General features: G+C 65.7%; 25 protein-coding genes. 14 read left to right on the top strand and 11 right to left on the bottom strand.

Annotation, left to right across the window (positions count from 1 at the left end; genetic code table 11):
• Positions 1–56: 56 nt before the first annotated feature.
• Positions 57–743, bottom strand: coding sequence for a glutathione S-transferase family protein (locus SAMIE_RS11870; protein ID WP_066700512.1), 687 nt, complete (start codon positions 741–743; stop codon positions 57–59).
• 306 nt (positions 744–1049) lie between these two features.
• Positions 1050–2642: an isocitrate lyase gene (locus tag SAMIE_RS11875; protein WP_066700348.1), complete on the bottom strand. Its 1593-nt coding sequence runs from the start codon at positions 2640–2642 to the stop codon at positions 1050–1052.
• A gap of 140 nt (positions 2643–2782) precedes the next feature.
• On the opposite strand from SAMIE_RS11875, the gene SAMIE_RS11880 reads away from it, so the two are divergent.
• A complete protein-coding gene (locus SAMIE_RS11880) occupies positions 2783–4177 on the top strand; it encodes a helix-turn-helix domain-containing protein (RefSeq protein WP_066700349.1) in 1395 nt (464 codons plus the stop codon).
• 3 nt (positions 4178–4180) lie between these two features.
• Here SAMIE_RS11880 and SAMIE_RS11885 read toward each other — a convergent pair whose 3' ends face one another.
• The 3 genes from SAMIE_RS11885 to SAMIE_RS11895 all read right to left on the bottom strand — a co-directional run bounded on the left by SAMIE_RS11885 (position 4181) and on the right by SAMIE_RS11895 (position 7560).
• The gene (locus SAMIE_RS11885; RefSeq protein ID WP_066700361.1) at positions 4181–4375 is read right to left on the bottom strand and encodes a hypothetical protein; all 195 of its coding nucleotides are present in this window, start codon (positions 4373–4375) and stop codon (positions 4181–4183) included.
• Positions 4376–4420: 45 nt separating this feature from the next.
• A complete protein-coding gene (locus SAMIE_RS11890) occupies positions 4421–5359 on the bottom strand; it encodes a right-handed parallel beta-helix repeat-containing protein (protein ID WP_066700363.1) in 939 nt (312 codons plus the stop codon).
• A 95-nt stretch (positions 5360–5454) separates the two neighbouring features.
• Complete coding sequence (locus SAMIE_RS11895) at positions 5455–7560, bottom strand: RelA/SpoT family protein (protein ID WP_066700365.1); 2106 nt, start codon at positions 7558–7560, stop codon at positions 5455–5457.
• Between the two features lie 112 nt (positions 7561–7672).
• On the opposite strand from SAMIE_RS11895, the gene SAMIE_RS11900 reads away from it, so the two are divergent.
• From SAMIE_RS11900 to SAMIE_RS11910, 3 genes are read left to right on the top strand one after another with little or no spacing between them, the layout of a single operon-like run.
• Positions 7673–8155, top strand: coding sequence for a winged helix-turn-helix transcriptional regulator (locus SAMIE_RS11900; RefSeq protein ID WP_066700366.1), 483 nt, complete (start codon positions 7673–7675; stop codon positions 8153–8155).
• A gap of 45 nt (positions 8156–8200) precedes the next feature.
• Positions 8201–9307: a sensor histidine kinase gene (locus SAMIE_RS11905; protein ID WP_066700368.1), complete on the top strand. Its 1107-nt coding sequence runs from the start codon at positions 8201–8203 to the stop codon at positions 9305–9307.
• Complete coding sequence (locus SAMIE_RS11910; protein WP_066700369.1) at positions 9304–10104, top strand: LytR/AlgR family response regulator transcription factor; 801 nt, start codon at positions 9304–9306, stop codon at positions 10102–10104. Before SAMIE_RS11905 ends, SAMIE_RS11910 begins: the two co-directional genes overlap by 4 nt.
• A gap of 46 nt (positions 10105–10150) precedes the next feature.
• On the opposite strand, the gene SAMIE_RS11915 is transcribed toward SAMIE_RS11910, so the two are convergent.
• On the bottom strand, positions 10151–10567 hold the full coding sequence (locus SAMIE_RS11915; RefSeq protein WP_066700370.1) for a GtrA family protein: 417 nt from the start codon (positions 10565–10567) through the stop codon (positions 10151–10153).
• A 45-nt stretch (positions 10568–10612) separates the two neighbouring features.
• Here SAMIE_RS11915 and SAMIE_RS11920 point away from each other — a divergent pair, with 45 nt between their 5' ends.
• On the top strand, positions 10613–12511 hold the full coding sequence (locus SAMIE_RS11920) for a hypothetical protein (protein ID WP_066700371.1): 1899 nt from the start codon (positions 10613–10615) through the stop codon (positions 12509–12511).
• Here SAMIE_RS11920 and SAMIE_RS11925 read toward each other — a convergent pair.
• Both SAMIE_RS11925 and SAMIE_RS11930 read right to left on the bottom strand, forming a co-directional pair.
• Positions 12473–12931, bottom strand: a complete 459-nt coding sequence (locus SAMIE_RS11925) for a nucleoside deaminase (RefSeq protein WP_066700373.1) — start codon at positions 12929–12931, stop codon at positions 12473–12475. The two genes, SAMIE_RS11920 and SAMIE_RS11925, sit on opposite strands and share 39 nt — an antisense overlap.
• 37 nt (positions 12932–12968) lie before the next feature.
• Positions 12969–13190: a hypothetical protein gene (locus SAMIE_RS11930; protein WP_066700374.1), complete on the bottom strand. Its 222-nt coding sequence runs from the start codon at positions 13188–13190 to the stop codon at positions 12969–12971.
• 148 nt (positions 13191–13338) lie between these two features.
• Between SAMIE_RS11930 and rpmB the strand changes: the two genes are divergently transcribed.
• Positions 13339–13632, top strand: coding sequence for a 50S ribosomal protein L28 (gene rpmB / locus SAMIE_RS11935; protein ID WP_066700376.1), 294 nt, complete (start codon positions 13339–13341; stop codon positions 13630–13632).
• Between the two features lie 66 nt (positions 13633–13698).
• On the opposite strand, the gene SAMIE_RS11940 is transcribed toward rpmB, so the two are convergent.
• On the bottom strand, positions 13699–14691 hold the full coding sequence (locus SAMIE_RS11940; RefSeq protein ID WP_066700380.1) for an esterase-like activity of phytase family protein: 993 nt from the start codon (positions 14689–14691) through the stop codon (positions 13699–13701).
• A 190-nt stretch (positions 14692–14881) separates the two neighbouring features.
• Between SAMIE_RS11940 and SAMIE_RS11945 the strand changes: the two genes are divergently transcribed.
• Positions 14882–15322: a glycine zipper 2TM domain-containing protein gene (locus SAMIE_RS11945; protein ID WP_066700382.1), complete on the top strand. Its 441-nt coding sequence runs from the start codon at positions 14882–14884 to the stop codon at positions 15320–15322.
• A gap of 61 nt (positions 15323–15383) precedes the next feature.
• Here the strand turns inward: SAMIE_RS11945 and SAMIE_RS11950 are convergent, their stop codons facing one another.
• Together SAMIE_RS11950 and SAMIE_RS24050 are read right to left on the bottom strand one after the other, a co-directional pair.
• Positions 15384–15581 carry a hypothetical protein gene (locus SAMIE_RS11950; protein ID WP_066700386.1) on the bottom strand — a complete coding sequence of 66 codons (198 nt, stop codon included), beginning with the start codon at positions 15579–15581 and terminating at the stop codon, positions 15384–15386.
• 79 nt (positions 15582–15660) lie between these two features.
• Positions 15661–15879 (bottom strand): circumsporozoite protein, encoded by a 219-nt coding sequence (locus SAMIE_RS24050; RefSeq protein ID WP_066700387.1) that lies wholly within the window; start codon positions 15877–15879, stop codon positions 15661–15663.
• Between the two features lie 206 nt (positions 15880–16085).
• Here SAMIE_RS24050 and SAMIE_RS11960 point away from each other — a divergent pair, with 206 nt between their 5' ends.
• The 7 genes from SAMIE_RS11960 (at position 16086) to SAMIE_RS11990 (ending at position 24546) form a co-directional block, all read left to right on the top strand.
• Positions 16086–17057, top strand: coding sequence for an ArsR/SmtB family transcription factor (locus SAMIE_RS11960; RefSeq protein ID WP_066700389.1), 972 nt, complete (start codon positions 16086–16088; stop codon positions 17055–17057).
• Positions 17054–17974, top strand: a complete 921-nt coding sequence (metF, locus tag SAMIE_RS11965; RefSeq protein ID WP_066700391.1) for a methylenetetrahydrofolate reductase — start codon at positions 17054–17056, stop codon at positions 17972–17974. The genes SAMIE_RS11960 and metF overlap by 4 nt, the downstream gene beginning before the upstream one ends.
• Complete coding sequence (locus SAMIE_RS11970) at positions 17971–19017, top strand: homocysteine S-methyltransferase family protein (RefSeq protein ID WP_066700392.1); 1047 nt, start codon at positions 17971–17973, stop codon at positions 19015–19017. Before metF ends, SAMIE_RS11970 begins: the two co-directional genes overlap by 4 nt.
• Positions 19018–19131: 114 nt before the next feature.
• Complete coding sequence (metH, locus tag SAMIE_RS11975; RefSeq protein WP_066700397.1) at positions 19132–21732, top strand: methionine synthase; 2601 nt, start codon at positions 19132–19134, stop codon at positions 21730–21732.
• A gap of 285 nt (positions 21733–22017) precedes the next feature.
• A complete protein-coding gene (rplJ, locus tag SAMIE_RS11980; RefSeq protein ID WP_066700401.1) occupies positions 22018–22533 on the top strand; it encodes a 50S ribosomal protein L10 in 516 nt (171 codons plus the stop codon).
• A 69-nt stretch (positions 22534–22602) separates the two neighbouring features.
• Positions 22603–22980 (top strand): 50S ribosomal protein L7/L12, encoded by a 378-nt coding sequence (gene rplL, locus SAMIE_RS11985; protein ID WP_066700403.1) that lies wholly within the window; start codon positions 22603–22605, stop codon positions 22978–22980.
• Positions 22981–23163: 183 nt separating this feature from the next.
• Entirely contained in the window at positions 23164–24546 is a 1383-nt protein-coding gene (locus tag SAMIE_RS11990; protein WP_408641231.1) for a carboxylesterase/lipase family protein, read from the top strand.
• The last annotated feature ends 50 nt before the right edge of the window (positions 24547–24596 follow it).

A 24596-nucleotide genomic window follows, 5' to 3' on the forward strand; every position in this document is an offset into this window, starting at 1 on the left:
GGGAAGGGGCCGCACGACAGGAAGTGGCCGTTTTTTCTTTGTCTGCGACAAGAAAGTTACGTCGCCCGATAATCCGCGACGATCCGGCCCGCCGCCGCCAGTTCCGCCTCATGCGCGTCCTCCCGCCATGTTTCGGCGAGCGCCTCCGCCTCCCACTGCCGCATGGCGGGGTGATCGAGCATATGGTCGACCCAGCGCTGCGCCACCGGCCCCACGTCAAGGCGGTATGTGCGCACCCGGAAGGCAACCGGCGCGTAGAAGGCGTCGGCGGCGGTGAAGACGCTGCCCGCGAGGAACGGCCCGCCGAAGCGGTCCAGCCCCTGACCCCACAGTTCGCGCAAACGGGCGATGTCGCGATGGAGTGCGGGCGAGGGCATATTGGGTTCGACCCGGACGCCGACATTCATCGTGCAGTCGTTGCGCAGGGTAGCGAAGCCGCTGTGCATTTCCGCAACGGCGCACTGCGCGAAGGCGCGCGCGGCTTCGTCGGCGGGCCAGACGCCGGGGTGCCGGTCGGCAAGGTAGAGCGCGATGCCGAGCGAATCCCAGGCGGTGCGGTCCCCGTCCACCAGCGCAGGCACCTGCCCCGTTGGCGAAAAGCTGCGGAAGGCGGCATAGTTGGTCGCCGCGGCGAAGGGTTCGACCCGGTCCTCGAACGCGATGCCGAGCGCCTTCATCAGCACCCATGGGCGCAGCGACCAGCTACTGTAATTGCGATTGGCGGTGATGAGCGTGTAGGCCATGGCGTCCACATAGCCCATCGTCCGCGCGGGATACAGGGCCGGACGGATTTCACCGGACCGGCACAACGGCAAAAAAAGACGGCCCGGCGTGCGCCGCCGGACCGTCCAGTTCTTCCACCCAAGCATGCGGACGAGAGTGCCCCTCGGGCCGCATGATGGCTCTCGATCGTGGCGCGCCACGAAATTGCGGAAATAGCTGCCTTCCCGACCGGCATCGGGTTAACCGGCCGGGAAGGCGTCGCTGCATGGTCTGCACACCGCGCAGCGGAATGGGATCAGGCGGCGAACAGGTTCCCCCGCGGCCGGTCAGGCCGCGAACTGGTTCATCGTATTGTGTGCGCCGCCCGCCTTGAGCGCCGCTTCGCCCGCGAAATATTCCTTATGGTCGTCGCCCAGATCGGACCCGGCCATGTTCTGATGTTTGACGCAGGCGATACCCTGGCGGATTTCCTGCCGCTGCACGCCCTTGACGTAGCCCAGCATGCCCTGATCGCCGAAATATTCCTTGGCGAGATTGTCCGTGCTGAGCGCCGCCGTGTGATAGGTCGGCAGGGTGATGAGGTGGTGGAAAATGCCTGCCTCGCGCGCCGCATCCTTCTGGAAGGTGCGGATGCGCTCGTCGGCTTCGGCGGCGAGGTCGGTGCCGTCATAGTCCACGCTCATCAGCTTCGCGCGGTCATAGGCGGACAGGTCGCGACCTTCCTTCTCCCATGCGTCGAACACCTGCTGGCGGAAGTTCAGCGTCCAGTTGAAGCTGGGCGAGTTATTGTAGACCAGCTTGGCGTTGGGGATGACTTCCCGGATGCGGCTGACCATGCCGCCGATCTGGCCGATATGCGGCTTTTCCGTCTCGATCCACAGCAGGTCCGCGCCGTTCTGCAGCGCGGTGATGCAGTCGAGGACGCAGCGATCCTCGCCGGTGCCCGCGCGGAACTGATAGAGGTTCGAAGGCAGGCGCTTGGGACGCACCAGCTTGCCGTCGCGGCTGATGAGCACGTCGCCATGGCCCAGCGCGGCGGGATCGACCGGGTCGCAGTCGAGGAAACCATTATAGAGATCGCCGATGTCACCCGCCTCGCGGCTGTAGGCGATCTGCTTGGTCAGGCCCGCGCCAAGGCTGTCGGTGCGCGCAACGATGATGCCATCGTCGACGCCCAGTTCGAGGAAGGCGTAGCGGACCGCGCGGATCTTCGCGAGGAAGTCCTCATGCGGCACCGTGACCTTGCCGTCCTGGTGGCCGCACTGCTTTTCGTCCGACACCTGGTTTTCGATCTGGATGCAGCAGGCGCCCGCCTCGATGAACTTGCGGGCGAGCAGATAGGTCGCCTCGGCATTGCCGAAGCCCGCGTCGATGTCGGCGATGATGGGGACGACATGCGTCTCATATTCGTCGATCTTGTGCAGCAGCCGGTGGGTGGCGACCGCGTCGCCCGCCGCCTTGGCCGCATCCAGCTCGCGGAACATCATGCCCAGTTCGCGGGCGTCCGCCTGACGCAGGAAGGTGTAGAGTTCCTCGATCAGCGCGGGGACGCTGGTCTTTTCATGCATCGACTGGTCGGGCAGCGGGCCGAACTCGCTGCGCAGCGCGGCGACCATCCAGCCCGACAGATAGAGGTAGCGGCCCTTGGTCGTGCCGAAATGCTTCTTGATGGAGATCATCTTCTGCTGGCCGATGAAACCGTGCCAGCAGCCCAGCGACTGCGTGTAGTTGGCCGGGTCCGCATCATAGGCGGCCATGTCCTCGCGCATGATCTTCGCGGTGTAGCGCGCAATGTCGAGGCCGGTCTGGAACCGGTTCTGAAGGCGCATGCGCGCGACCGATTCGGCGGCGATGCCGTCCCAGTCCTGCTGGCCGCCAAGCAGTTCGCCGGCTTTCGCGATTTCGCTGTGATAGGTCATGATCGTCCATCCTTGAGTGCGGGAATGGACGGCGAAGTAGACAGGTAAAGCGACTTTGCGCAGAGGGGCCGAAGTTCAGTTGTCGATCTTTACAGAAATCCGGTGTAAAGTTGTAAAGAGTGCACAAGGGAGACGATCTGATGGCGAAGGACCGCCCGGTCTATATGGGTCCGCGGCTGCGGCGGCTGCGGCGCGAGCTGGGTCTGACGCAGGCGGACATGGCGGCCGATCTGGACATCAGCGCTTCCTATGTCGCGCTGCTGGAACGCAACCAGAGGCCGCTGACCGCCGACATGCTGCTGCGCCTCGCCCGCACCTACAGGCTCGACATGGCGGAGGTCGCGGGCGATGGCGGCGCGGAACAGACGGCGCGGCTGCAGGCCGTCCTTCGCGATCCGATGTTCGCGGACATCGACCTGCCCGCGTTGGCGACGGGCGATGTCGCGGTCAATTATCCCGGCATCACCGAAGCGCTGCTGCGGCTCTACACCAGTTATCGCGAGGAGCATCTGGCGCTCGCCGACCGGGGCGCGGATGCGGCTCCGGCGGAGGACGCCGCCGATCCGGTCGCCGAATCGCGCCGCTTCCTCGCCGCGCGTCGCAACTGTTTCCCGCTGCTCGACGATCTGGGTGAGCGGCTGGCAGCGGAGGCGGAGGCCGAAGGCGGGCTGTCCGGGTGGCTGCGCGCACGGCACAATCTGCGGGTGCGGCACCTGCCTTCGGATGTGATGGCGGGGTCGATGCGGCGGCTCGACCGGCATCGCGACGCCGTGCTGCTGGACGAGACGCTGGACGGAGCGAGCGCGCAGTTCCAGCTCGCGCTCCAGATCGCCTATCTCGAAATGCGCAAGGGCTTCGACGCGCTGCTGAAGGAAGGGCAGTTTTCGGGCGCCAGCGGCCAGCGGCTCGCGCGGCGGGCGCTGGCGAGCTACGGCGCGGCGGCGATCCTGATGCCCTATTCCGCCTTCGCCAAGGCCGTGGAGGCCAAGGCTTACGATGTCGAGGCGCTGGGGCGGCAGTTCGGCGCCAGCTTCGAACAGACCGCGCACCGGCTGACCACGCTGCAAAAGCCGGGGCAGGAGCGCGTGCCCTTCTTCTTCCTGCGCGTCGATCCGGCGGGCAATGTCTCCAAGCGGCTCGACGGCGCGGGCTTTCCCTTCGCGCGGCACGGCGGTTCCTGCCCGCTCTGGTCGGTGCACCGGGTGTTCGAGCGCCCGCGCGAAGTGGTGACGCAATGGCTGGAACTGCCCGACGGCCAGCGATTTTTCTCCATCGCGCGCACGGTGACGGCGGGTGGCGGCGGCTGGGGCGCGGCGAAGGTCGAACGCGCCATCGCGCTGTGCTGCGCAGCCGAACACGCACACCGGCTGGTCTATACGCGGGACGCGGCTCCGGCCGAGCCGACCCCCATCGGCGTCACCTGCCGCCTGTGCCACCGCGCCAACTGCATGGCCCGCTCCGCCCCGCCCATCGGCCGCGAAATGCTGCCCGACGATTACAGAAGGACGCGCGCGCCCTTCGGTTTCGAGGGGTAGGCATCACCCCTCCACAAAATCCAGATAAGCCACCACGTCATTGTCGGTCGCGAGGAACAGCCCGTCCTGCACCTCGGCCGGTTGCTGTTCCGCGACGCGCAGCGCTTCGCTCAGGGGGCCGTAGAGGATGGTGGTCGCGCCGCCGTCGTCGCTCAGGTGATAGAGGCGCACGGTGGCGCTGTAATAGGTGGTGCGCATCGCGCCACCCTACACGCGCCGCGCGGGAAAGTCAGCGCCGGAGGATCAGCGGCGGTCCTTGACCTTCATCGAGGGCGCAAGCCGGTTCGCGCCGATCTTCACCGGATCGTCGGTGAAATTGGCAACGAAGGTGGAGCCGCGCTCCAGCCCCGGCACGAAACCGGCGCTGTTCCCCTCGATCGTCAGCCCCGCGCTCGAATGTTCGCGGCCTTCGGGCGCGACGGTGATGAAGGCGGACCAGTTGTCCTTGTCCCTGCCCTGCACCATCTCATTGCCCGAAATGACCCCGCTCGCGCCGTTGGACAGGTCGATCATATAGTTGGTGAGATGTCCGGCGCTGTCGTCGAAGCTGTTGCCGGTGATGGTGACGCGCGCCGTGCGGGTCTTGAGATAATGACCGCCATCACCCTGGTCGAAGCGGCTGTTGGTGACGGAAAGGCTGGCGAGCCTACCGATATAGACGCCGTGCGCGCAGTCGAGGTCGCGGTCGCACCGGCCGAGCTTGCGGAAGGTCGACTTGTCGATCGTCACCTGCCCGCCCGCATAGTCGCCGGTCAAAATACCTTCCTCGCTGTTGCGGAACAGGCTGTTGGCGACGGAGAGGTTCCCGCTTTCGAGGCGGATGCCCGCGCCATTGCCGTCAGGCACACGGATATTCTGGAAGATGAGGCCGTCGATACTGCTCGACCGGCCGCGCAGGACAAGCGCGCCCTTGCCCTCGCACGGCACGCCGTCGAAGATCGCGGTGCCGGGCGTCGCGGCGCGGATGGTGACGTCGCCGCCCTGCTGCACGCCGCACTGGCGGTAGGTGCCCGGCGCGACCACCACCGTGCCGCGCCCGTCCCCGATGGCGGCGAGCGCATCGCCGATGGTGCCGTAGGTGGCTCCGGTTTCCGCAACGGTGAAGGGCGCCCGCCCCGCCTGCGCCATCGCCGATGAGATGACCGCGACGGAGACGAGGAGACAGGTGGACAGGGTGCGCATGGCCGGGACGATAGGCCTCGCCTGCCCGCACTCCAACATCGGAACAGGGTTAACGGAAACCTGCCCCGTTCTGGCACAGGCGGAACAGCGGCGATCTACACCCGGTCCGCCTGCACCACGATGTCGAGCGCGCGCAGGGCGGACAGGATACGATTGAGATGCTGCGCGTCGGCGACCTCCAGGTCGATGACGTCGGTGTGGAACGGCCCTTCGCGGTTCACCAGTTGCAGGTTGAGGATGTTCGCCTTCGTCGCGCCGAATACGTTGGCGACGGCGGCGAGCGCGCCGGGCTGGTTCTTGACGATGACGGACAGGCGCGCGGTCCCGCCCTTCGACTTGCTGTCCCAGGCAAGGTCGACCCAGTCGTCGTCCTGCTCCACCTCCAGCGACCGGCAGTCGATCGTGTGCACCTCGATCGGCTCGCCGGTGCGGCGCACGCCCACGATCCGGTCGCCCGGCACCGGGTGGCAGCAATCGCCCAGGCTGTAGGCGATGCCGGGCGTAAGCCCCCGGATCGAGACCGGCTGATGCTGACGCGGATGCGCTTCCTCCACGCCTTCGGCGGTGGTGGAGCCGGGGACGAGCGCTTCCATCACCTCATGGTCGAGCACGCGGTGCGTCGCGATGGCGACCATCAGCGCCGCGCGATCCTCCAGCTTCAGTCGCTTGATCGCGGCGGTGAGCGCCTTGTCCCCCAGCTCCTTCGCCAGATCGGGGGAAAAGCGGCCGACAATCTCCTCATAGAGTTTTTCGCCCAGCTTGATTTCCTCGCCGCGCTGCTTCTGGCGGATGTAGCGGCGGATGGCGGCGCGCGCCTTGCCGGTGATGGCGAAGGTCAGCCAGCCGGGCTGCGGTTCCTGCCCCACCGATTTCAGGATTTCGACCTGATCGCCATTTTCCAGCGCCGTGCGCAGCGGCACGACCCGCCCGTTGACCTTTGCGCCTACCGTCTGGTTGCCGAGCGACGTGTGCACGGCATAGGCGAAATCGACCGTGGTCGATCCCTTGGGCAACTGGTGCAGCTCGCCCTTGGGGGTGAAAGCGAAGATGCGGTCCTGATACATCGCCATGCGGGTATGTTCGAGCAGTTCGTCCGCGTCCTGGCTCTGCTCCAATATTTCGACGAGGTCGCGCAGCCATGCGGCATGCTGGTCGGCGGCGTCGCCCTTCTGCTTGTAGGCCCAGTGCGCGGCGAGGCCCAGTTCGGCGTCATTATGCATCGACCGGCTGCGGATCTGCACCTCGATCCGGGCGTTGTCCTGATGGATGACGGTGGTGTGCAGCGACTGGTAGCCGTTGCGCTTGGGGGTCGAGATATAATCCTTGAACCGGCCCGGCACCATCTTGAACGTCTGGTGGATGATGCCGAGCGCGCGGTAGCAGTCCTCGGTGCTGTCGGTGATGACGCGGAACGCCATCACGTCTGTCAGTTGTTCGAAGCTGATGTGCCGTTCCTGCATCTTCTTCCAGATGGAGTAGGGATGCTTTTCGCGGCCCGACACGCTGACCGACAGCCCCTTGCCCGCCAGCAGCAGTTGGAGTTCCGCGCCGATGCGGTCGACCTTGTCATGGCCGCCTTCCTTCAGTTGCTCCAGCCGCCGGGTGATGCTGTCATAGGCTTCCGGCTCGATCTCGCGGAAGGCGAGGAGCTGCATCTCGCGCATAAAGTCATACATGCCGATCCGCTCGGCGAGCGGGGCGTAGATGTCCATCGTCTCGCGCGCGATGCGGCGGCGCTTGTCCGGGTTCTTGATGAAATGCAGCGTGCGCATATTGTGCAGCCGGTCGGCCAGCTTCACCAGCAGCACGCGGATGTCGTCCGACATGGCGAGCAGGAATTTGCGGAGATTTTCCGCAGCCCGCTCATTCTCGCTCATCGCCTCGATCTTGCTGAGCTTCGTGACGCCATCGACCATGCGCGCGACATCGGGACCGAAGGCGCTCTCTATCTCCTCATAGGTGACGAGCGTGTCCTCGATCGTGTCGTGGAGCAGCGCGGTGACGATGGTCTGATCGTCGAGATTGAAATCGGTCAGGATGCCCGCCACCTCGATCGGGTGACTGAAATAGGGGTCGCCGCTGGCGCGCTTCTGGCTCCCGTGCTTCTGGACCGAAAAGACGTAGGCGCGGTTGATCATCGCTTCGTCCGCATCCGGATCGTAGCGCTTCACCCGTTCGACAAGTTCATATTGACGCAGCATCGTGGCCCGATTGTGTGAGAACAGGCTTGCGGCGCAACTAAAAAATCCCACTTATGGTCAGACAAGCGGAGCTTTTGCATCAAACGCCGCTTTGCGCTATGCATGTTGGCTTATGAAACATAATCTTGCCCAGGATCTGGAACAATGCGCGCTCCCGGCCGCGCTGGAGGCGATGGGCGAGCGCTGGTCCTTCCTCATCCTGCGCGGCGCGCTCGCGGGCCTGCGCCATTTCGAAGAGTTCCAGTCCACGCTGGGCATCGCCCGCAACATCCTCGCCAACCGGCTGTCGCGCCTCGTCGAAAACGGCATCATGCTGCGCCAGCCGATGATGTGCGACCGGCGGAAGGTCGAATATCGCCTCACCGAAAAGGGGCAGGATCTCGCTCCCGCGATGATCGCGCTGCGCGTGTGGGGTGAAAAATGGGGCTGCGCTCCGCCCTCCTGTCAGGTGCTGGCCGACATTCGCGACCGGCAGCCGATCCTCGGTGTGATGATTCAGGCGCATGACGGCCGCGCACTGGACCTGACCGAACTCTGCTGGATCTGCACCGACGAGGTGACGCCCATGGCGGACGAGCCGGCGGTCGCCGCCTGACCCCGCTTCCCGAGCGCGCCGAAAGCCTCTAGGGTCGTCAGCGTCATGTCCGCGACCCGCATTCAGCCCCAGCCCTTCTTCGCGGACAAGAACCGCGCTTTCTGGAACCTTCAGTCGCTGGGATGGGCGGGCGCCTTCCTGCTGCGCGGCTCCTCGACCGTCGCCAACGGACAGCCGCTCTCCAGCCTGATCCCGGTGCTCATCTCCACTATCACCGGCTATTCGGTGACGCTGCTGATCGCGGTCGTCTTCCGCTTCCTGCAAAGGCAGCGGCCCATCGTCACATGGGGCGTGTCCATCGTCACCGTAGTGCTGGCGGCGGGTCTCGTCGCCTTCATCGACGCATGGGTCTTCTCGACCCAGAACCGCGCGAGCGAAACGGCGGGGTTGCAGCTTTTCCTCGGCGCTTTCTACCTGTCCGTCACGCTGATCGGCGCATGGTCCGCGCTCTATTACGCGATCAACTTCTACCTGACGGTCGAAGAACAGGCGGACCAGTTGCTGCGGCTTGAAAATCAGGCGGCGAACGCGCAGCTCGCGATGCTGCGCTATCAGCTCAATCCCCATTTCCTGTTCAACACGCTCAACTCCATCTCGACGCTGGTGCTGCTGAAGCAGACGGACCGCGCGAACGCGATGCTCTCACGCCTTTCTTCCTTCCTGCGCTACACGCTCATCAACGAACCCACCGCGCAGGTGACGATCGAACAGGAGATCGAGACGCTGAAACTCTATCTGGAGATAGAGAAGATGCGCTTCGAGGACCGGCTGCGCACCAGTTTCAGCATCGACCCGGCGGTGGGCAAGGCGCGGCTTCCCTCGCTCCTTCTTCAGCCGCTGGTCGAAAATGCGATCAAATATGCCGTCACCCCCAAGGAGGAAGGCGCGGACATCACGGTCAGCGCGCAGCCTGCCGGTGAAAACGTCCGGATCGTCGTATCGGACACCGGGCCGGGATTGAACGAAAGCGGAATGACGCCGCACATTCCCATGAGCGAAGGGACCGGCGTTGGCCTGCCGAATATCCGCGACCGGCTAATTCAGGCCTTCGGGGAACGGCAGAGCTTCGAAACGCGTTCCACTCCGGGCGGATTTTCGGTCATCATCGAACTTCCGCTGAACATGGATGAAACATCGAAAGTGGCCGCATGACCATCAGAACGATCCTCGTCGACGACGAAAGCCTGGCTATTCAAGGCCTTGCACTCCGTCTGCAAGCGCATGAGGATGTGGAAATCATCGAAACCTGCACCAATGGCCGCGAAGCCATCCGTGCGATCAAGACGCATAAACCCGACCTTGTGTTCCTCGACATCCAGATGCCCGGCTTCGACGGCTTTTCCGTCGTGCAGGGGATGATGGAGGTGGAGCCGCCGCTGTTCATCTTCGTCACCGCCTACAGCGACTATGCGATCCGCGCGTTCGAAGCGCAGGCGGTCGACTATCTCATGAAGCCGGTCGAGGAAGGCCGCCTTGCCGACGCGCTCGACCGGGTGCGCCAGCGCCTGTCCGAAAAGCGGCAGGTGCAGGAGGTGGAAAAGCTGCGCGAGGTGCTGGCCGAAGTCGCCCCGCAGGCGATGAACGATTTCGCGGCGGACGACGATGCGCCCGCGTCCAACCGCTTTGAAAAGCTCATCAACATCAAGGATCGCGGGCAGATTTTCCGCGTGGATGTGGATTCGATCGAGCGGATCGACGCGGCGGGCGACTATATGTGCATCTACACCGCCGACAATTCGCTGATCCTGCGAGAAACGATGAAGGATCTGGAAAAGCGGCTCGACCCCCGGAATTTCCAGCGCGTGCACCGCTCCACCATCGTCAATCTGAGCCAGGTGCGGCAGGTGAAGCCCCACACCAACGGCGAATGCTTCCTCGTCCTCGAAAGCGGCGCGCAGGTGAAGGTCAGCCGATCCTACCGCGACGTGGTCGCCCGCTTCGTCCACTGAAAACATCCTCCCCTGCAAGGGGAGGATTTTGGCGGACCGGCGGCCTTTACCGGAACACCCACTGGCGGTTGAGCGCGAACACCACCGCCGGCGTCACGAAGATCATGGCCGGAATGGGCGACCATTCCGGCCAGCCCATATGCGTGACGCACAGGAAAACCCACAGCGCATTCAGCGCATAGCTGACCAGCGACACCGCCGCGAAGCGGACGCCACGTGCGGCATGGCTGCCCTCTTTCTCCTGCCCGCGAAAGGTGAAGGCGTTATGGCTGACATAGCCGATCAGCACCGCCGCGCAGAATCCCGCCGTGTTGGCGAGTTGCGGGTGCAGCCCCACGGGCGCGGCCAGCGTCCAGTAGATCGCGGCCTGACAGGCGGTGACGAACAGGCCCGTCACGCCATAGCGGGCGATCTGCCAGAAGAGCGCCTGCTGCTCCGGTGACAATCGTGACAGCAAATTCATGAACGGCCCCGTTGCGCTTTACGGACGAGCGTCTAATCCACCGCCATGACCTTGCCTAGCCGCCAATCCCTGCGCGCCCGCTTTCCCCACTGGCTGCGGATCGTCGGCGGCTATGGCGCACGGCACTGGGTGTGGCTGACCTTCCTCCTGTGGGTCGTGATCGCGGCCGCCAATGTCGCGGACCGATGGCAGGCGATCCACTGGCTTGTGCTGGGGGATACCGACGACAACATCCGCTATGTGCAGGTGAAGGACTGGCTCGCCGGACAGGGCTGGTATGACCTGCGGCAATATCGGCTCGATCCGCCGGGCGGGGCGAACATCCACTGGTCGCGGCTGGTGGACCTGCCCATCGCGGCCCTCATGCTGTTCTTCCGCGCCTTCGTGGATCAGGGGCTGGCGGATCGGCTGGCCTGCGGCATCGCGCCGCTGTTCCCGCTCTTTCCGCTGATGCTGAGCCTCGGCTTCATCGGGCGGCGGCTGGCGGGGCCGAACGGCTGGCTGCTCGCCGCGCTGGCCCCGCTCGCCACACAGATGGCGCTCGGAATGTATGCGCCGATGCGCATAGATCATCATGGCTGGCAACTGGCGCTGGCGCTGGCGATGCTCGCGGGGGTGATCGACGAACGGCGCGTGCGCGGCGGCATCGTCGCGGGGCTGACCAGCGCGCTGTCCGTCGCCATCGGCATGGAAATGATCGTCTATCTGGCGGCGGGCGGCGCGCTGATCGCGCTGCGCTGGGTGTTCCGGCCCGGCGCGGAGAGGCGGATGCTGCCCTATGCGCTGAGCCTCGCGGGCGGCACGTCGATCCTATACCTGCTGTTCGCGAGCTACGCCAATCGGGCGATGGTATGCGACGCGATCTCCCCCATCTGGGTCGCGGTGTTCGGCGCGGCGGGCGCGGGCATGACGATGCTGGCGCTCCTGCCCTTGCGGACATGGCCCGTGCGGATGGCGGCGGGAGCGGTCGTGGGCGGCGCGGTGGCGGCGTTCCTCTATCTCAACTGGCCGCAATGCCTGTCCCCCTATCAGATTTCGCCCGAACTCCAGCGGCTCTGGCTCGTCAACATCCGCGAGGCCAAGCCCATCACCGCGCAGGCGCAGAGCCTCGTCGTGCCGCTGCTTGCCGTGCCGGTGGCGGGGCTGCTCGGCCTGCTCTGGGCGCTGTGGGACGCGCGGCGTGACAGCGAACGGCTCTGGGCCTGGGCGACGGTCGGCCTGATGATGCTCTTTTCGACCGCGCTCCTCTTCTGGCAGCTCCGCGCGGGTCCGGCGGCGCAACTGATGGCGATCCCGCCCGCCGCATGGGCCGCGCACCGGCTGGCGGCGATGCTACTCACCGGATCGCGCCGCGCGCGGATCGTGGCGGGGGCGGGCGCGGCGCTGCTGGCGACCATCGCCTTCGCCTATCCGCTCTACCCGCAGGCGCTGAACCTCTACCGGCAGGCGACCGGCACCGTGCCGAAACCCTGGCGCCCCTCCGCCAAGGCGAGGACCGATGCGATCAACAAGGCGAACGGGCGCTGCCGCACGCTGCCCGCGCTCGAAGTGCTGGACCAGTTGCCGCCCGCGACGATCTTCACCATGGTCGATCTGGGGCCGCGCCTGATCGCGACGACGCATCACAGCGCGCTCGCCGGACCCTATCACCGCAACGGCGCGACCATCCTCGACATCCATCATGCGTTCGACGGTCGGCCAAGCGGCTTCCGCGCCATCGCGGCGAAGCATCATGCGACCTATCTGCTGCTCTGTCCCAACTTCCCCGAAGGCACCATCTATCAGGCGCGCAGTCCCCAGGGCTTCTATGCGGGCCTCATGCGGGGACAGGTTCCGGCATGGCTCCGGCCCGTGACGCTGCGCACGGGCATGACGCTGCCCTACCGGCTCTACCGCATCGACTATTCAGCGCCGGGCGGCGAAAAAGTCGCGCAGCAGCGCTGACGCTTCCGCCTCGGCAAGGCCGCCATAGACTTCGGGCCGGTGCAGGCATTGCGACTGGGTAAAAAGGCGCGGTCCCTGTTCCACCGCTCCCCCCTTGGGATCGGCGACGGCATAGTAAAGCCGCGCAATCCGCGCATGGGAAATCGCCCCCGCGCACATCGCGCAGGGTTCCAGCGTCACCCACAGGTCGCAGCCGGTCAGGCGAAAATCGCCCAGATGCGCCGCCGCCGCCCGCATCGCGACGATCTCTGCATGAGCGGTGGGATCGAGATCGCGGCGGTTGCGGTTCTGCCCTTCGCCGACGATCGCACCGTCCCTCGTCACGACAGCGCCGATCGGCACCTCGCCCGACTCCCCCGCCAGACGCGCGAGATCGAGCGCGCGGCGCATCGGATCGGGCAGGGGAAAGGGCGAAACCATCGCCCTGCCCTACCCGCCCGCGCGCGTCAGGGAAAGATCAGGGCTTCTTCACGTCGACCGTGGGCACTTCCACCGTCTCGTTCCGGGTGCCGACCTCAACCTTGGCGACGCTCGCCTCATATTTGGGAAGCTGACCACCCTTCACCTGCACTTCCGGCAGGCTGCCCGTCTGCGTGCGTTGCAGGTCGATGAAACCGGTGGCGATGCCCCCGGCCAGGATCAGCAACAGGACGATCAATATGCCACCGATGGCTTTCATATCCGGCTCCTTTGCGCTAACGAAACATCTCAACGCCGCGTGCGCCAAAGGGTTGCGGTCAAGCGCCGCCGCGGGTTGACGGCTGGCCCGAATCCCGTTATCGGCGCGGCTTTCCGAACGAACCCGAATTTTTGAAGGTTGATTTGATATGTCGCGCATCTGCGAGCTGACCGGCAAGGGCCGCCAGGTGGGTCACAATGTGTCCCACGCCAACAACAAGACCAAGCGTGTGTTCCTGCCCAACCTCCAGAATGTCTCGCTGATTTCCGAGGCGCTGGAAACCACGGTGAAGCTGCGCGTGTCGACCCATGGCCTGCGTTCGGTCGAGCATAATGGCGGCCTCGACAACTGGCTGGTCAAGACCGGCGACGAGAAGCTGTCGCTCAAGGCCCGCCGCCTGAAGCGCGACATCCTCAAGAAGAAGGCCGCCGTCGCGGCCTGATCGCCTTCTGTAAGGTTTCGGCATAAGGAGCGGCCCCTCACCGGGCCGCTTTTTTGCGTCCTTCGTTCAAGAATAGCCGGGCAGCGCAAATTTCAGCAGCAGCGTGCGCTGGAAAAATTCGTGGTTGTCGTCCGACACGATCCACACGACCGGCCGACCGCCCTCGCGGGTCACGGCCAGCCCCTCGAAATTGTCGGCCAGCAGCGGCGGCGCAAGCAGAGCCAGCGTCCGCGCCCTGAGCAGCGCGCCCGGCTCCAGCCGTTCGGGCAGATCGACGATGGCGACCGTGGCGGTGAACAGATCTTTCATCGTCAGGCGGCGATTGAGCACCAGCAGGTGCCGCGCGTCCAGCGCCACCGCGTCGGTGGGGCGGAACCCCTGCGGCGGGGCGTAGCGCAGGTGGACGGGATCGGGCGTGCTCTTTTCCGCCGGATCGCCGCTGAACAGCAGCACCTCATGCCGCCCGTCGCTCGTCATCCCCATCTCGCCGATGGCAAGGAAACGCCCGTCCGGCAGCCGCGCGAGCGATTCGATGGAGCCGGTTTCGGGCCACGCCACGATCTCCGGCCATGTCCGGCACGCCTCCACCCGTGCGAAGCCGGGCGAATAGCGGCAGATCGCCTGCAACATCTCGAACCCCACCCAGTAACGGTCGGTCGCGGGATCGTGAGTCAGCGATTCCGAATCCCATTGCCACCAAGGCCGGTCCCGGTCCTGCGGCCGGATCGGCAGCGGCGCGATGAAGGGGCGGCGGCGCGGCTCGCCCGCCCCCATGTGAAATCCCATCAGGATGCCGGAATCGCTCAAGGCCAGCACCTGTCCGCCCTCCCCCACCAGCATGGACGAAATGCCGCCGAAGCCCGGATTGTCGCTTTCGAGCGACCAGCCGCCCAGATAGGTGAGCGCCCCTGCCCGCCGGAGCGCGGGATCGGCGCTGCTGAGCGCCAGCGGCTGCGCCCGCACCAGCAGGTCTGCGGGCCGGATCGCCGCAGGCTTGGATGGAGGCGCGGGCGGCAGCAGCAGGATGGCCAGCGCCAGCACGATCAGGATTCGCAGCATCGGCACTGGCCTTATGCGATTTGTCGACAGGCCGCAGCAGGCATGTGATAGAATGTCGGTCCCTGAACGCAGCCTGTCACCCGCATTCAGCCTCGGCTCAAGGCGACTCGGCCATAAGGGGTGCAATCGAAGGGCTTTCCCGTTCTGTCAGACGGCCGCCCCAGAGGATGGCAAGATGAGGAGAACCGCCATGAAGACGAAGTTTCTTGTGAATCTGGGCGCGGCCCTCGCCATGGGCGTCGCGTCCTTCGCGGCCACCACGGCCCCGGCCAGCGCGCAATATTATCGCGGCGGATACGACCGCGGGGATTATTATCGCGGCGGCTATGATCGCGGCTACCGCGGCTATCGCGGCGGATACGACCGTGGCGACTATTATCGCAGCTATCGTGGCGACCGCTATTATCGCAACAATGGCTATCGCGGGTATCGCGGCGGCTATCGCTGCCGGGACAATGGCACGGGCGGCACGATCATCGGCGCCATCGCCGGCGGCCTGCTCGGTAACGAGATCGGCAAGGGCGGCCGCGACCGCTACGGCTATCGCCGGGGCGGGGACGGCACCACGGGCGCCATCATTGGCGCGGGCGTGGGTGCGCTGGCCGGTCGGGCCATCGACCGCAACTGCTAAGGCAGCGCCATTCCCCATGGCAGAAGGGTCGCCCGCAAGGGCGGCCCTTTTTTGCGTCGTGTCAGGGCTTCGACGACGGAGAGGACGCAGGAACGGCGTCGTTCGCGACCTCTCCTTGCGCATCCACCCGCGCCGCCGCGCGGTTGAGCGCGTCGGCCTGCGCCGCCGTCACACCGCCGACCCCATCCCCCTCGCCGTCTCCTCCGCCGCACGCGGCCAGCGGTAGAAGCATGGCGAACGCCATGGCAAAACGGATCATTCGCATCGGCTCCTCAAAAGCAAAAGGGCCGCACCGTTATCGGCGCGACCCTTTCGTAATCTCAAAACCCGAACGGGTCTTACATCGCGTTCGCGGCGTTGTTGGTCGCGTTCGACGCAGCGTTGGCGGCGTTGTCGGCGGCGTTCAGCGCGGCGTTCATGGCGTTGTCGGCAGCGTTCGACGCGTTCTCGGCCGCATTGGCGGCGTTGTTGGCGGCGTTTTCTTCGCTCTTGCCCGAGCAAGCAGCGAGGCCGAGCGAAGCGGCGAGAACGAGCGAAAGAGCAATCGACTTGGTCATGGGCAAAAACCCCTCTCTGAGAAAAACAAATTGCAGACCACTCTCGGAGAAAAGCTCACCCCCCATTGCGCCTGCGCACCGATTCGTAATGCCTTGGGCGAAGCAATTCAATCCCATTTCATGACGCTTGCGGTAAAGAACCCGGTAAAGGCCAACCCGGCGCACCGGCATTGACGTATATAAAGATTTCTTTATATGAATTGGCCATGGCAGCGTCGCTCGACATTTTCCGCGCCCTGGGCGATCCGACGCGGCTGCGGATCGTGCACCTGTTGCGCGCGATGGAACTGGCCGTGGGCGAAATCGCACAGGTGGTCGGGCAAAGCCAGCCGCGCGTGTCGCGCCATGTGCGCATCCTTGCCGAAGCGGGCCTCGTCGAACGGCGCAAGGAAGGAAACTGGGTGTTCCTGCGCCTGCCCCGCACCCGCGCCGTCGAACCTTTCCTGACGCTGTTCGACCGGCTCGAACCGTCCGCCGCCGAAGCGCTGTGGCAGACGGCGGACCTTGCCCGGCTGGCCGCGGTGCGTGCGGACAGGGCGAAGGCGGCGGAAAGCTATTTCGCCGATCATGCCGAACAATGGGACGCGATCCGCTCGCTCCATGTCGCGGAAGGAGAGGTGGAAGCCGCGATGCGCGCGCTGCTGACGCCCGAACCCATCGGCCATCTGCTCGACATCGGCACCGGGACCGGGCGCATGATCGAACTGTTCGGGCAGGACGCCCGCGCCGTGACCGCGCTGGACCGCAGCCCCGACATGCTCCGCCTCGCCCGCGCCAAGCTGCCGCAGGATGCGGGCGACCGCTACGCGCTGCTGCTGGGCGATTTCATGGACCTGCCGCTCGACGCGGGCAGCGTGGACACGGTCGTGCTGCATCAGGTGCTGCATTATGCGCAGGCGCCCGAAGCCGTAATCGCCGAAGCCGCGCGCGTGATGGCGGCGGACGGCCGCGTCCTCATCGCAGATTTCGCCCCGCACGAGCGGGAAGAACTGCGCACCCGCGACCAGCATGCGCGGCTCGGCTTTTCGGACGAACAGATCGACGGCTGGTTCGCGGCGGCGGGCCTTGCCCTGGAGCGGGTCGAAACGCTGCCGGGCGATCAACTCACGGTGCAACTCTGGCTGGGACGGCGCAAGGGCGCGCGCGTCCTGCCTATCGAAGGACGGATTTCCGCATGACCCTCAATGATCCTGCCGCGCCGCTCTATGCGGACCTGGCTGGCGACGCGCGCGTGAGCTTCGAATTTTTCCCCCCCAAGACGGAGAAGATGGAAGCGCAGCTCTGGTCGGCGATCGAAACGCTGACGCCGCTGGCGCCGCAGTTCGTGTCCGTCACCTATGGCGCGGGCGGATCGACGCGCGAGCGCACCCATGCGACCGTCGCCCGTATCGCGCAGGAAACCCCGCTCGCCGCCGCCGCGCACCTGACCTGCGTGGCCGCGAGCAAGGCCGAGATCGCGGAGATCGCCGACGCCTACTGGAATGCGGGCGTGCGCCACATCGTCGCGCTGCGCGGCGATCCGCCCGAAGCGGGCGGCAGGTTCGAGCCGCATCCGGACGGCTACAATGGGGCGGCGGAACTGGTCGAGGGACTGGTGAAGCTCCATCCGTTCGAGATCAGCGTGTCGGCCTATCCCGAAGTCCATCCAGACGCCGCCAGCGCGCAGAGCGATCTCGACAATCTGAAACGCAAGCTGGACGCAGGCGCGACCCGCGCGATCACCCAGTTCTTCTTCTCGCCCGAAGCCTATTTCCGCTTCATGGACAAGGTGTTGGCCGGAGGGATCACCGCCGACATCGTGCCCGGCATCATGCCCGTCAGCAATTTCGCCGCGACCAAGCGCATGGCCGCCATGTGCAACACTGCCGTGCCGAGCTGGATGGCGCGCCTGTTCGAAGGGCTGGACGACCATCCCGGATCGCGCCAGCTCGTCTCCGCCACCATCGCGGCGGAACTGTGCCGCAGCCTCTACGAAGGCGGCGTGCGCGACTTCCATTTCTACACGCTCAACCGGGCGGAACTCAGCTATGCGATCTGCCACCTGCTCGGGCTGCGGCCCAGGGCGGCACTTGCCTCATCGGAGAAAGCCGCATGACCGCCGAAGACCAGTTGCGTAAACTTGCCGCCGAAAAGATCCTGATCTTCGACGGCGGCTATGGCACGTCGATCCAGAAGCACGGCCTGACCGAAGCCGACTATCGCGGCGACCTTGACCTGCCCAAGGACCAGAAGGGCAATAACGATCTTCTCTGCCTGACCCGCCCCGACATCGTGGAGGGCATCCACACTGCCTATCTGGAGGCGGGCGCGGACATGGTGGAGACCAACACCTTTTCCTCCACGAAGATCGCCATGGCCGACTATGGCTGCGAACATCTGGTGTGGGACATCAACGTCGCCGCCGCGAAGCTGGCGCGCTCGGCCTGCGAGAAGGCGACGGCGAAGGACGGCCAGCCCCGCTTCGTCGCCGGATCCATCGGTCCCACCAACAAGACGCTCAGCATCTCGCCCGACGTCAACGATCCCGCCTATCGCGAAGTCGATTATGACACGCTCAAGGCCGATTATCGCGAGCAGTGCGACGCGCTGATCGCGGGGGGCGTGGACTTCCTGCTGGTCGAAACCTGCTTCGATACGCTCAACGCCAAGGCGGCGGGCATGGCCGCGCGCGAGGCGGAAGCGGCGGCCGGCCGCCCGGTGCCGCTGATGCTCAGCTTCACCATCACCGACATGTCGGGCCGCAACTTGTCGGGCCACACGATCAACGCCTTCTGGTATTCGCTGCGCCACCTGAAGCCGCTCACCATCGGCGTCAATTGCGCGTTCGGCGCGGACCTGCTGCGGCCTTATCTCAGCGAATTGTCGAAGAATGCCGACACGCTGATCCTGGCCTATCCCAATGCCGGCCTGCCCAACGAACTCGGACAATATGACGAACTCCCCGAAACCACCGCGAAGCTGATCCGCGACTGGGTGGACGAAGGCCTCGTCAACATGGTCGGAGGCTGCTGCGGCACGACCCCCGCGCATATCGGCGCAGTGGCGCGTGCGCTCGCGGGCGAAAAGCCGCGCACGGTGCCGGAGCTGCCGGTCGTGACGCGGCTCGCGGGCCTCGAACCGATGCACATCGCGGCGTAGCGCTTAGTCCCCCTCCCGCCTGCGGGAGGGGTTAGGGCAGGGCATGTTCTGCCCGCCTCATTACAGACCCTCCCCCGACCCCTCCCGCAAGCGGGAGGGGAGAAGAAGGCCGAAATGACCCAAACCTCCACCGCCACCTTCGTCAATATCGGCGAGCGCACCAACGTCACCGGCTCGGCCAAGTTCAAGAAGCTCATCATGGCGGGCGACTATGCCGCCGCCATCGACATCGCGCGCGATCAGGTCGAAAACGGCGCGCAGATCGTCGACGTGAACATGGACGAAGGTCTGCTCGACGCGGTCGAGGCGATGACAACCTTCCTCAAGCTCATGACGTCGGAACCCGATATCAGCCGCGTCCCCGTCATGATCGACAGCTCCAAATGGGAAGTGATCGAAGCGGGCCTGAAATGCGTCAGCGGCAAGCCGGTCGTTAATTCGATCAGCATGAAGGAAGGCGAGGCGATCTTCCTCGAACATGCCCGCAAATGCATGGCCTATGGCGCGGCGGTCGTCGTCATGGCGTTCGACGAAACGGGTCAGGCCGACACGCAGGCGCGCAAGGTCGAAATCTGCGAGCGCGCCTACAAGCTGCTGGTCGGGATCGGCTTCCCGCCCGAAGACATCATTTTCGATCCCAACATCTTCGCCGTGGCGACGGGGATCGAGGAGCACAATAATTACGGCGTCGATTTCATCGAGGCCTGCCGGGAGATCAAGGCCCGCTGCCCGCACGTCCATATTTCGGGCGGCCTGTCGAACTTCTCCTTCTCCTTCCGCGGCAACGAGCCGGTCCGCCGCGCGATGCACAGCGTCTTCCTCTACCACGCGATTCCCGCCGGACTCGACATGGCCATCGTCAACGCGGGCCAGCTCGACGTGTATGACGCCATCGACCCCGCGCTGCGCAAGGCGTGCGAGGATGTGCTGCTCAACACCGACCCGGAAGCGGGCGACCGCCTTGTCGCCCTCGCCGAAAGCTACAAGGGCAAGGACGCCGCGTCGGAAAAGGCGGCGCAGGAATGGCGCGGCTGGCCGGTCGAAAAGCGCCTCGAACATGCGCTGGTCAAGGGCATCGACATGTATGTGGTCGAGGATACGGAGGAAGCCCGCCTCGCCGCCGCCCGCCCCATCGAGGTGATCGAAGGCCCGCTGATGGACGGCATGAATGTCGTCGGCGACCTGTTCGGCGCGGGCAAGATGTTCCTGCCGCAGGTCGTCAAATCCGCCCGCGTCATGAAGAAGGCGGTCGCCCACCTCCTCCCCTATATCGAGGCGGCGAAGGAGCCGGGCGCGAAGGGCAAGGGCAAGATCGTCATGGCGACGGTCAAGGGCGACGTGCACGACATCGGCAAGAACATCGTCGGCGTCGTGCTCCAGTGCAACGGCTTCGAAGTCATCGACATGGGCGTGATGGTGCCCTGGCAGGACATCATCAAGGCCGCGAACGAGAATGACGCCGACATGATCGGCCTGTCCGGCCTCATCACCCCATCGCTCGACGAGATGGTGACGGTGGCCGCGGAAATGCAGCGCGCGAACATGACGATGCCGCTCCTCATCGGCGGCGCGACCACGTCGAAAGTGCACACGGCGCTGCGCATCGACCCGGCCTTCACCGGCCCGGTCGTCCATGTGCTCGACGCCAGCCGCGCCGTGGGCGTGGCGACGGCGCTCGTGTCCGACACGCAGAAGACCGACTTCGTGCAGAAGACGAAGGACGATTATGCCCATGTACGCGCCGCGCGCGAGGGCAAGGGGCAGAGCCAGTTGCTCAGCATCGAGGACGCCCGCGCCAACGGATTCGAGATGGACGAGGCGCTCAAAGCGCCCCGCCCGCTCCTGCCCGGCGTGCATCGCTTCCCCGACTGGGATCTGAAGGATCTGGTCAACTATATCGACTGGACTCCCTTCTTCCGCGCGTGGGAACTGGCGGGCAACTATCCCGCGATCCTCGACGACGCGGTCGTGGGCGAGAGCGCGCGCAGCCTGTTCGCCGACGCGCAGAAGATGCTGGACCGCATCCTCAACGAGAAATGGCTGACCGCGCGCGGCGTCGCGGGCCTGTGGCCCTGCCGCCGCGAAGGCGACGACATCGTTGTCCATGTCGAGGACGAAAAACATGTGCGCCTGCCCATGCTGCGCCAGCAGATCGCCAAGCGGGAAGGGCGGGCGAACATGTGCCTTGCCGACTTCATCAGCCCCAATGGCGACTGGATGGGCGGCTTTGCCGTGTCGATACACGGCATCGAACCGCATCTGGCGCGGTTCAAGGCAGCAATCGACGATTATTCGGACATCCTTCTCAAGGCGCTGGCCGACCGCCTCGCCGAAGCCTTTGCCGAGCGGCTGCACCATTATGTCCGCACCGCGCTCTGGGGCTACGCGGAAGGGGAGCAGCTCACCAACGAGGCGCTGATCAAGGAACAATATCGCGGCATCCGCCCCGCGCCCGGCTATCCCGCCTGCCCGGAACATAGCCTGAAGCCCATATTGTTCGACATGCTGGACGCCCATCATGCGACCGGCGTGACGCTGACCGAAAGCTTCGCGATGCTGCCCACAGCGGCGGTCAGCGGCTTTTATTTCGGCCATGCGCAGGCCGAATATTTCGGCGTCGCGCGCGTGGGCCGCGACCAGATGGAGGATTATGCGCAGCGGCGCGGCATCGACCTGGACACCGCCGAACGCTATCTGCGGCCCAACCTCGATTGACGCGCGGGGCGCGATGCCTTAAGGGCGCGCGCAGCAGACGCACGGGATTCGTCCCGCGCGTCTTCCGTCCGAGACAGTCGGTGAAGGGAATATGCCCTTCTTAATGCCCGGCCTAGACGGGGAAAAGTTCTTTGCCGGACGGGTTTCGACGCCCTTCCGGGTCTGCCTGTTCCTTGATGGCGCGGGCCGGTCGATCTCTCCCCTTCGGACCCCAGTGCCCCGCGTTCGCGCGGGTTTTAGTCGTCCGTGCGGTTCGTCTGCACGGACATGAAGTGGAGTAATGGCATGGATCGTAATCAGAAAGCTGAGGTCGTTTCCGCGCTGAACGCAGAGCTGGCAAATGTTGGCGTGGTCGTCGTGACCCGCAACCTTGGCATGACCGTCGCCCAGTCGACCGTCCTGCGCCAGAAGATGCGCGAAGCCGGCGCTTCCTACAAGGTTACGAAGAACCGCCTCGCCCGCATCGCCCTTGATGGCACCGCCTATACCGGCCTCAGCGACCTGCTGACCGGTCCGGTCGGTCTCGCCACCTCGGCCGATCCGGTCGCCGCCGCCAAGGTTGCGATCGATTTCGCAAAGACCAACGATCGTCTCGAGATCGTTGGCGGCGCGATGGGCGAAGTGCTGCTCGATGCGGAGGGCGTGAAGGCTCTCGCGTCGATGCCGTCGCTGGATGAACTGCGTGCGAAGCTGGTCGGCCTTCTGGTCGCCCCGGCTACCAAGCTCGCGACCGTCACCCAGGCACCGGCTGCGCAGTTGGCGCGCGTCTTCAACGCCTATGCGGAGAAGGAAGCGGCGTAAGCCTTTCCCGAACCGATTTTTTGACCCTCATCTGACGGGGCATTCCGCCCCAAACAAGGAATTAGACACATGGCAGACATCAACGCTCTGGTCGATCAGCTTTCGGCCCTCACCGTCCTCGAAGCCGCTGAGCTTTCGAAGGCTCTCGAAGAAAAGTGGGGCGTTTCGGCCGCCGCTGCCGTCGCCGTCGCCGGCCCCGCCGCTGGCGCCCCGGCTGCTGCCGCTGCTGAAGAGCAGACCGAATTCGACGTCATCCTGACCGGCGACGGCGGCAAGAAGATCAACGTCATCAAGGAAGTCCGCGCCATCACCGGCCTCGGTCTGACCGAAGCCAAGGCGCTGGTCGAAGGCGCGCCGAAGGCCGTCAAGGAAGGCGTGAACAAGGACGAAGCCGAGAAGCTGAAGAAGCAGCTCGAAGAAGCCGGCGCGACCGTCGAGCTGAAGTAATCGGCCAGCCGCCTCGCCACACGGCGGGGCCGGCCCGATCTGCAAAGGGCGGCGTCTCCATGGGAGGCGCCGCCCTTTTCTTTTCCCCCGCCGGGGTCAGCCAATGGTCGTAGAAGCCATTGCCATCGCGCCTGTAAAATGCCTCTATTCCCCGCTCCTCATTCCACCGGAGCGGAAAAGCCCGTGCGTCCCAAAGCCCTGTTCTCGCTGCTCGCCGCTCTGTCGGCGCTCGCGCCCGCCGCCGCCGCCCCGCCCGCTTCCCCTGTCGTCGCGACCGATCTCGGCAGGGTGCGCGGTCAGGTCGAGCAGGATATCGCAAGCTGGAAGGGCATTCCCTTCGCCGCCCCGCCGGTCGGCGACCTGCGCTGGCGGATGCCGCAGCCCGCGCAGCCGTGGCGCGACGTGCGCGACGCCACCGCCTATCGCAACGACTGTATGCAGCTTCCCTTCCCGAGCGACGCCGCTCCTCTCGGCACGCCGCCTTCGGAAGACTGCCTCTACGTCAATGTCTGGAAGCCTGCGCGCGCGTCCGCTGCGGCGAAGCTGCCCGTGCTCGTGTGGATCTATGGCGGCGGCTTCGTGAACGGCGGCTCCTCGCCCCCCACCTATTCGGGCGCGCTGCTGGCGAAGCAGGGGATCATGGTCGTCAGCTTCAACTACCGGATCGGTCGCTTCGGCACCTTCGCCCACCCCGCCCTGACCGCCGCCGATGCCGACAGGGGGCTGCTCGGCAATTACGGCCTGATGGACCAGATCGCCGCGCTCCGGTGGGTCCGGCGCAACATCGCGCGCTTCGGCGGCGATCCCGCGCAGGTGACGATCATGGGCGAAAGCGCGGGCGGCATGTCGGTCCACGCGCTGCTGACATCGCCGATGACGAAAGGCCTTTTCGCGCGGGCCATCATCCTGTCGGGCGGCGACGGCGCGATGAAAGGCTCGCCCGCGCAGGCGGAGCAGGTCGGCGCAGACTTCGCAGCGAGCAAGGGCGTCGGCAGCGGCGCGGACGCGCTCGCGCAGTTGCGCGCGCTCACCCCTGCGCAGGTCATAGACAATCTCAACCTCGCCACGCTGGCCGACGCCGCACGCCTCCATTACGTCCCGCCCTACCCGGACGGGCGCATCGCCGTGTCGCCCGCCGACGCCTATGCCGCCGACCGCTTCGCGCATGTGCCGGTGATGATCGGCGCGACCAGCGCCGACATCGGCGGACCGGACGGTTACATGATCGCGGGCGCGCACCGTCTCGCCGCGACGCTCACGGAGCGCAAACTCCCCGTCTACGCCTATTATTTCGACTATGTGGCGCAGTCGCTCGGCAGGCCCGGCGCGGCCCATGCCAGCGACATCCCCTTCTTCTTCGATACGCAGGCGATCAAATATGGCGCGGCGACCACGCCCCGCGACAACGCCATGGGCCGGGCGATGAGTGGCTATGTCGTGAATTTCGTGCGCCGGGGCGATCCCAACGGCGGCGGCCTTCCCGCCTGGCCGCGTTACGACAGCCAGGCGGACCAGGTGATGCTGTTCGGCCCGCAGGGCGAAGCGAAGGCCGCACGCCACCCCTGATCGCGTCGAGTGTTGGCGGGAGCGGCGGCGCAGGCTAGGGTCGGCGCCGC

The sequence above is a fragment of the Sphingobium amiense genome, from assembly GCF_003967075.1.
In the GTDB taxonomy this organism is placed as follows: Bacteria; Pseudomonadota; Alphaproteobacteria; order Sphingomonadales; family Sphingomonadaceae; genus Sphingobium; species Sphingobium amiense.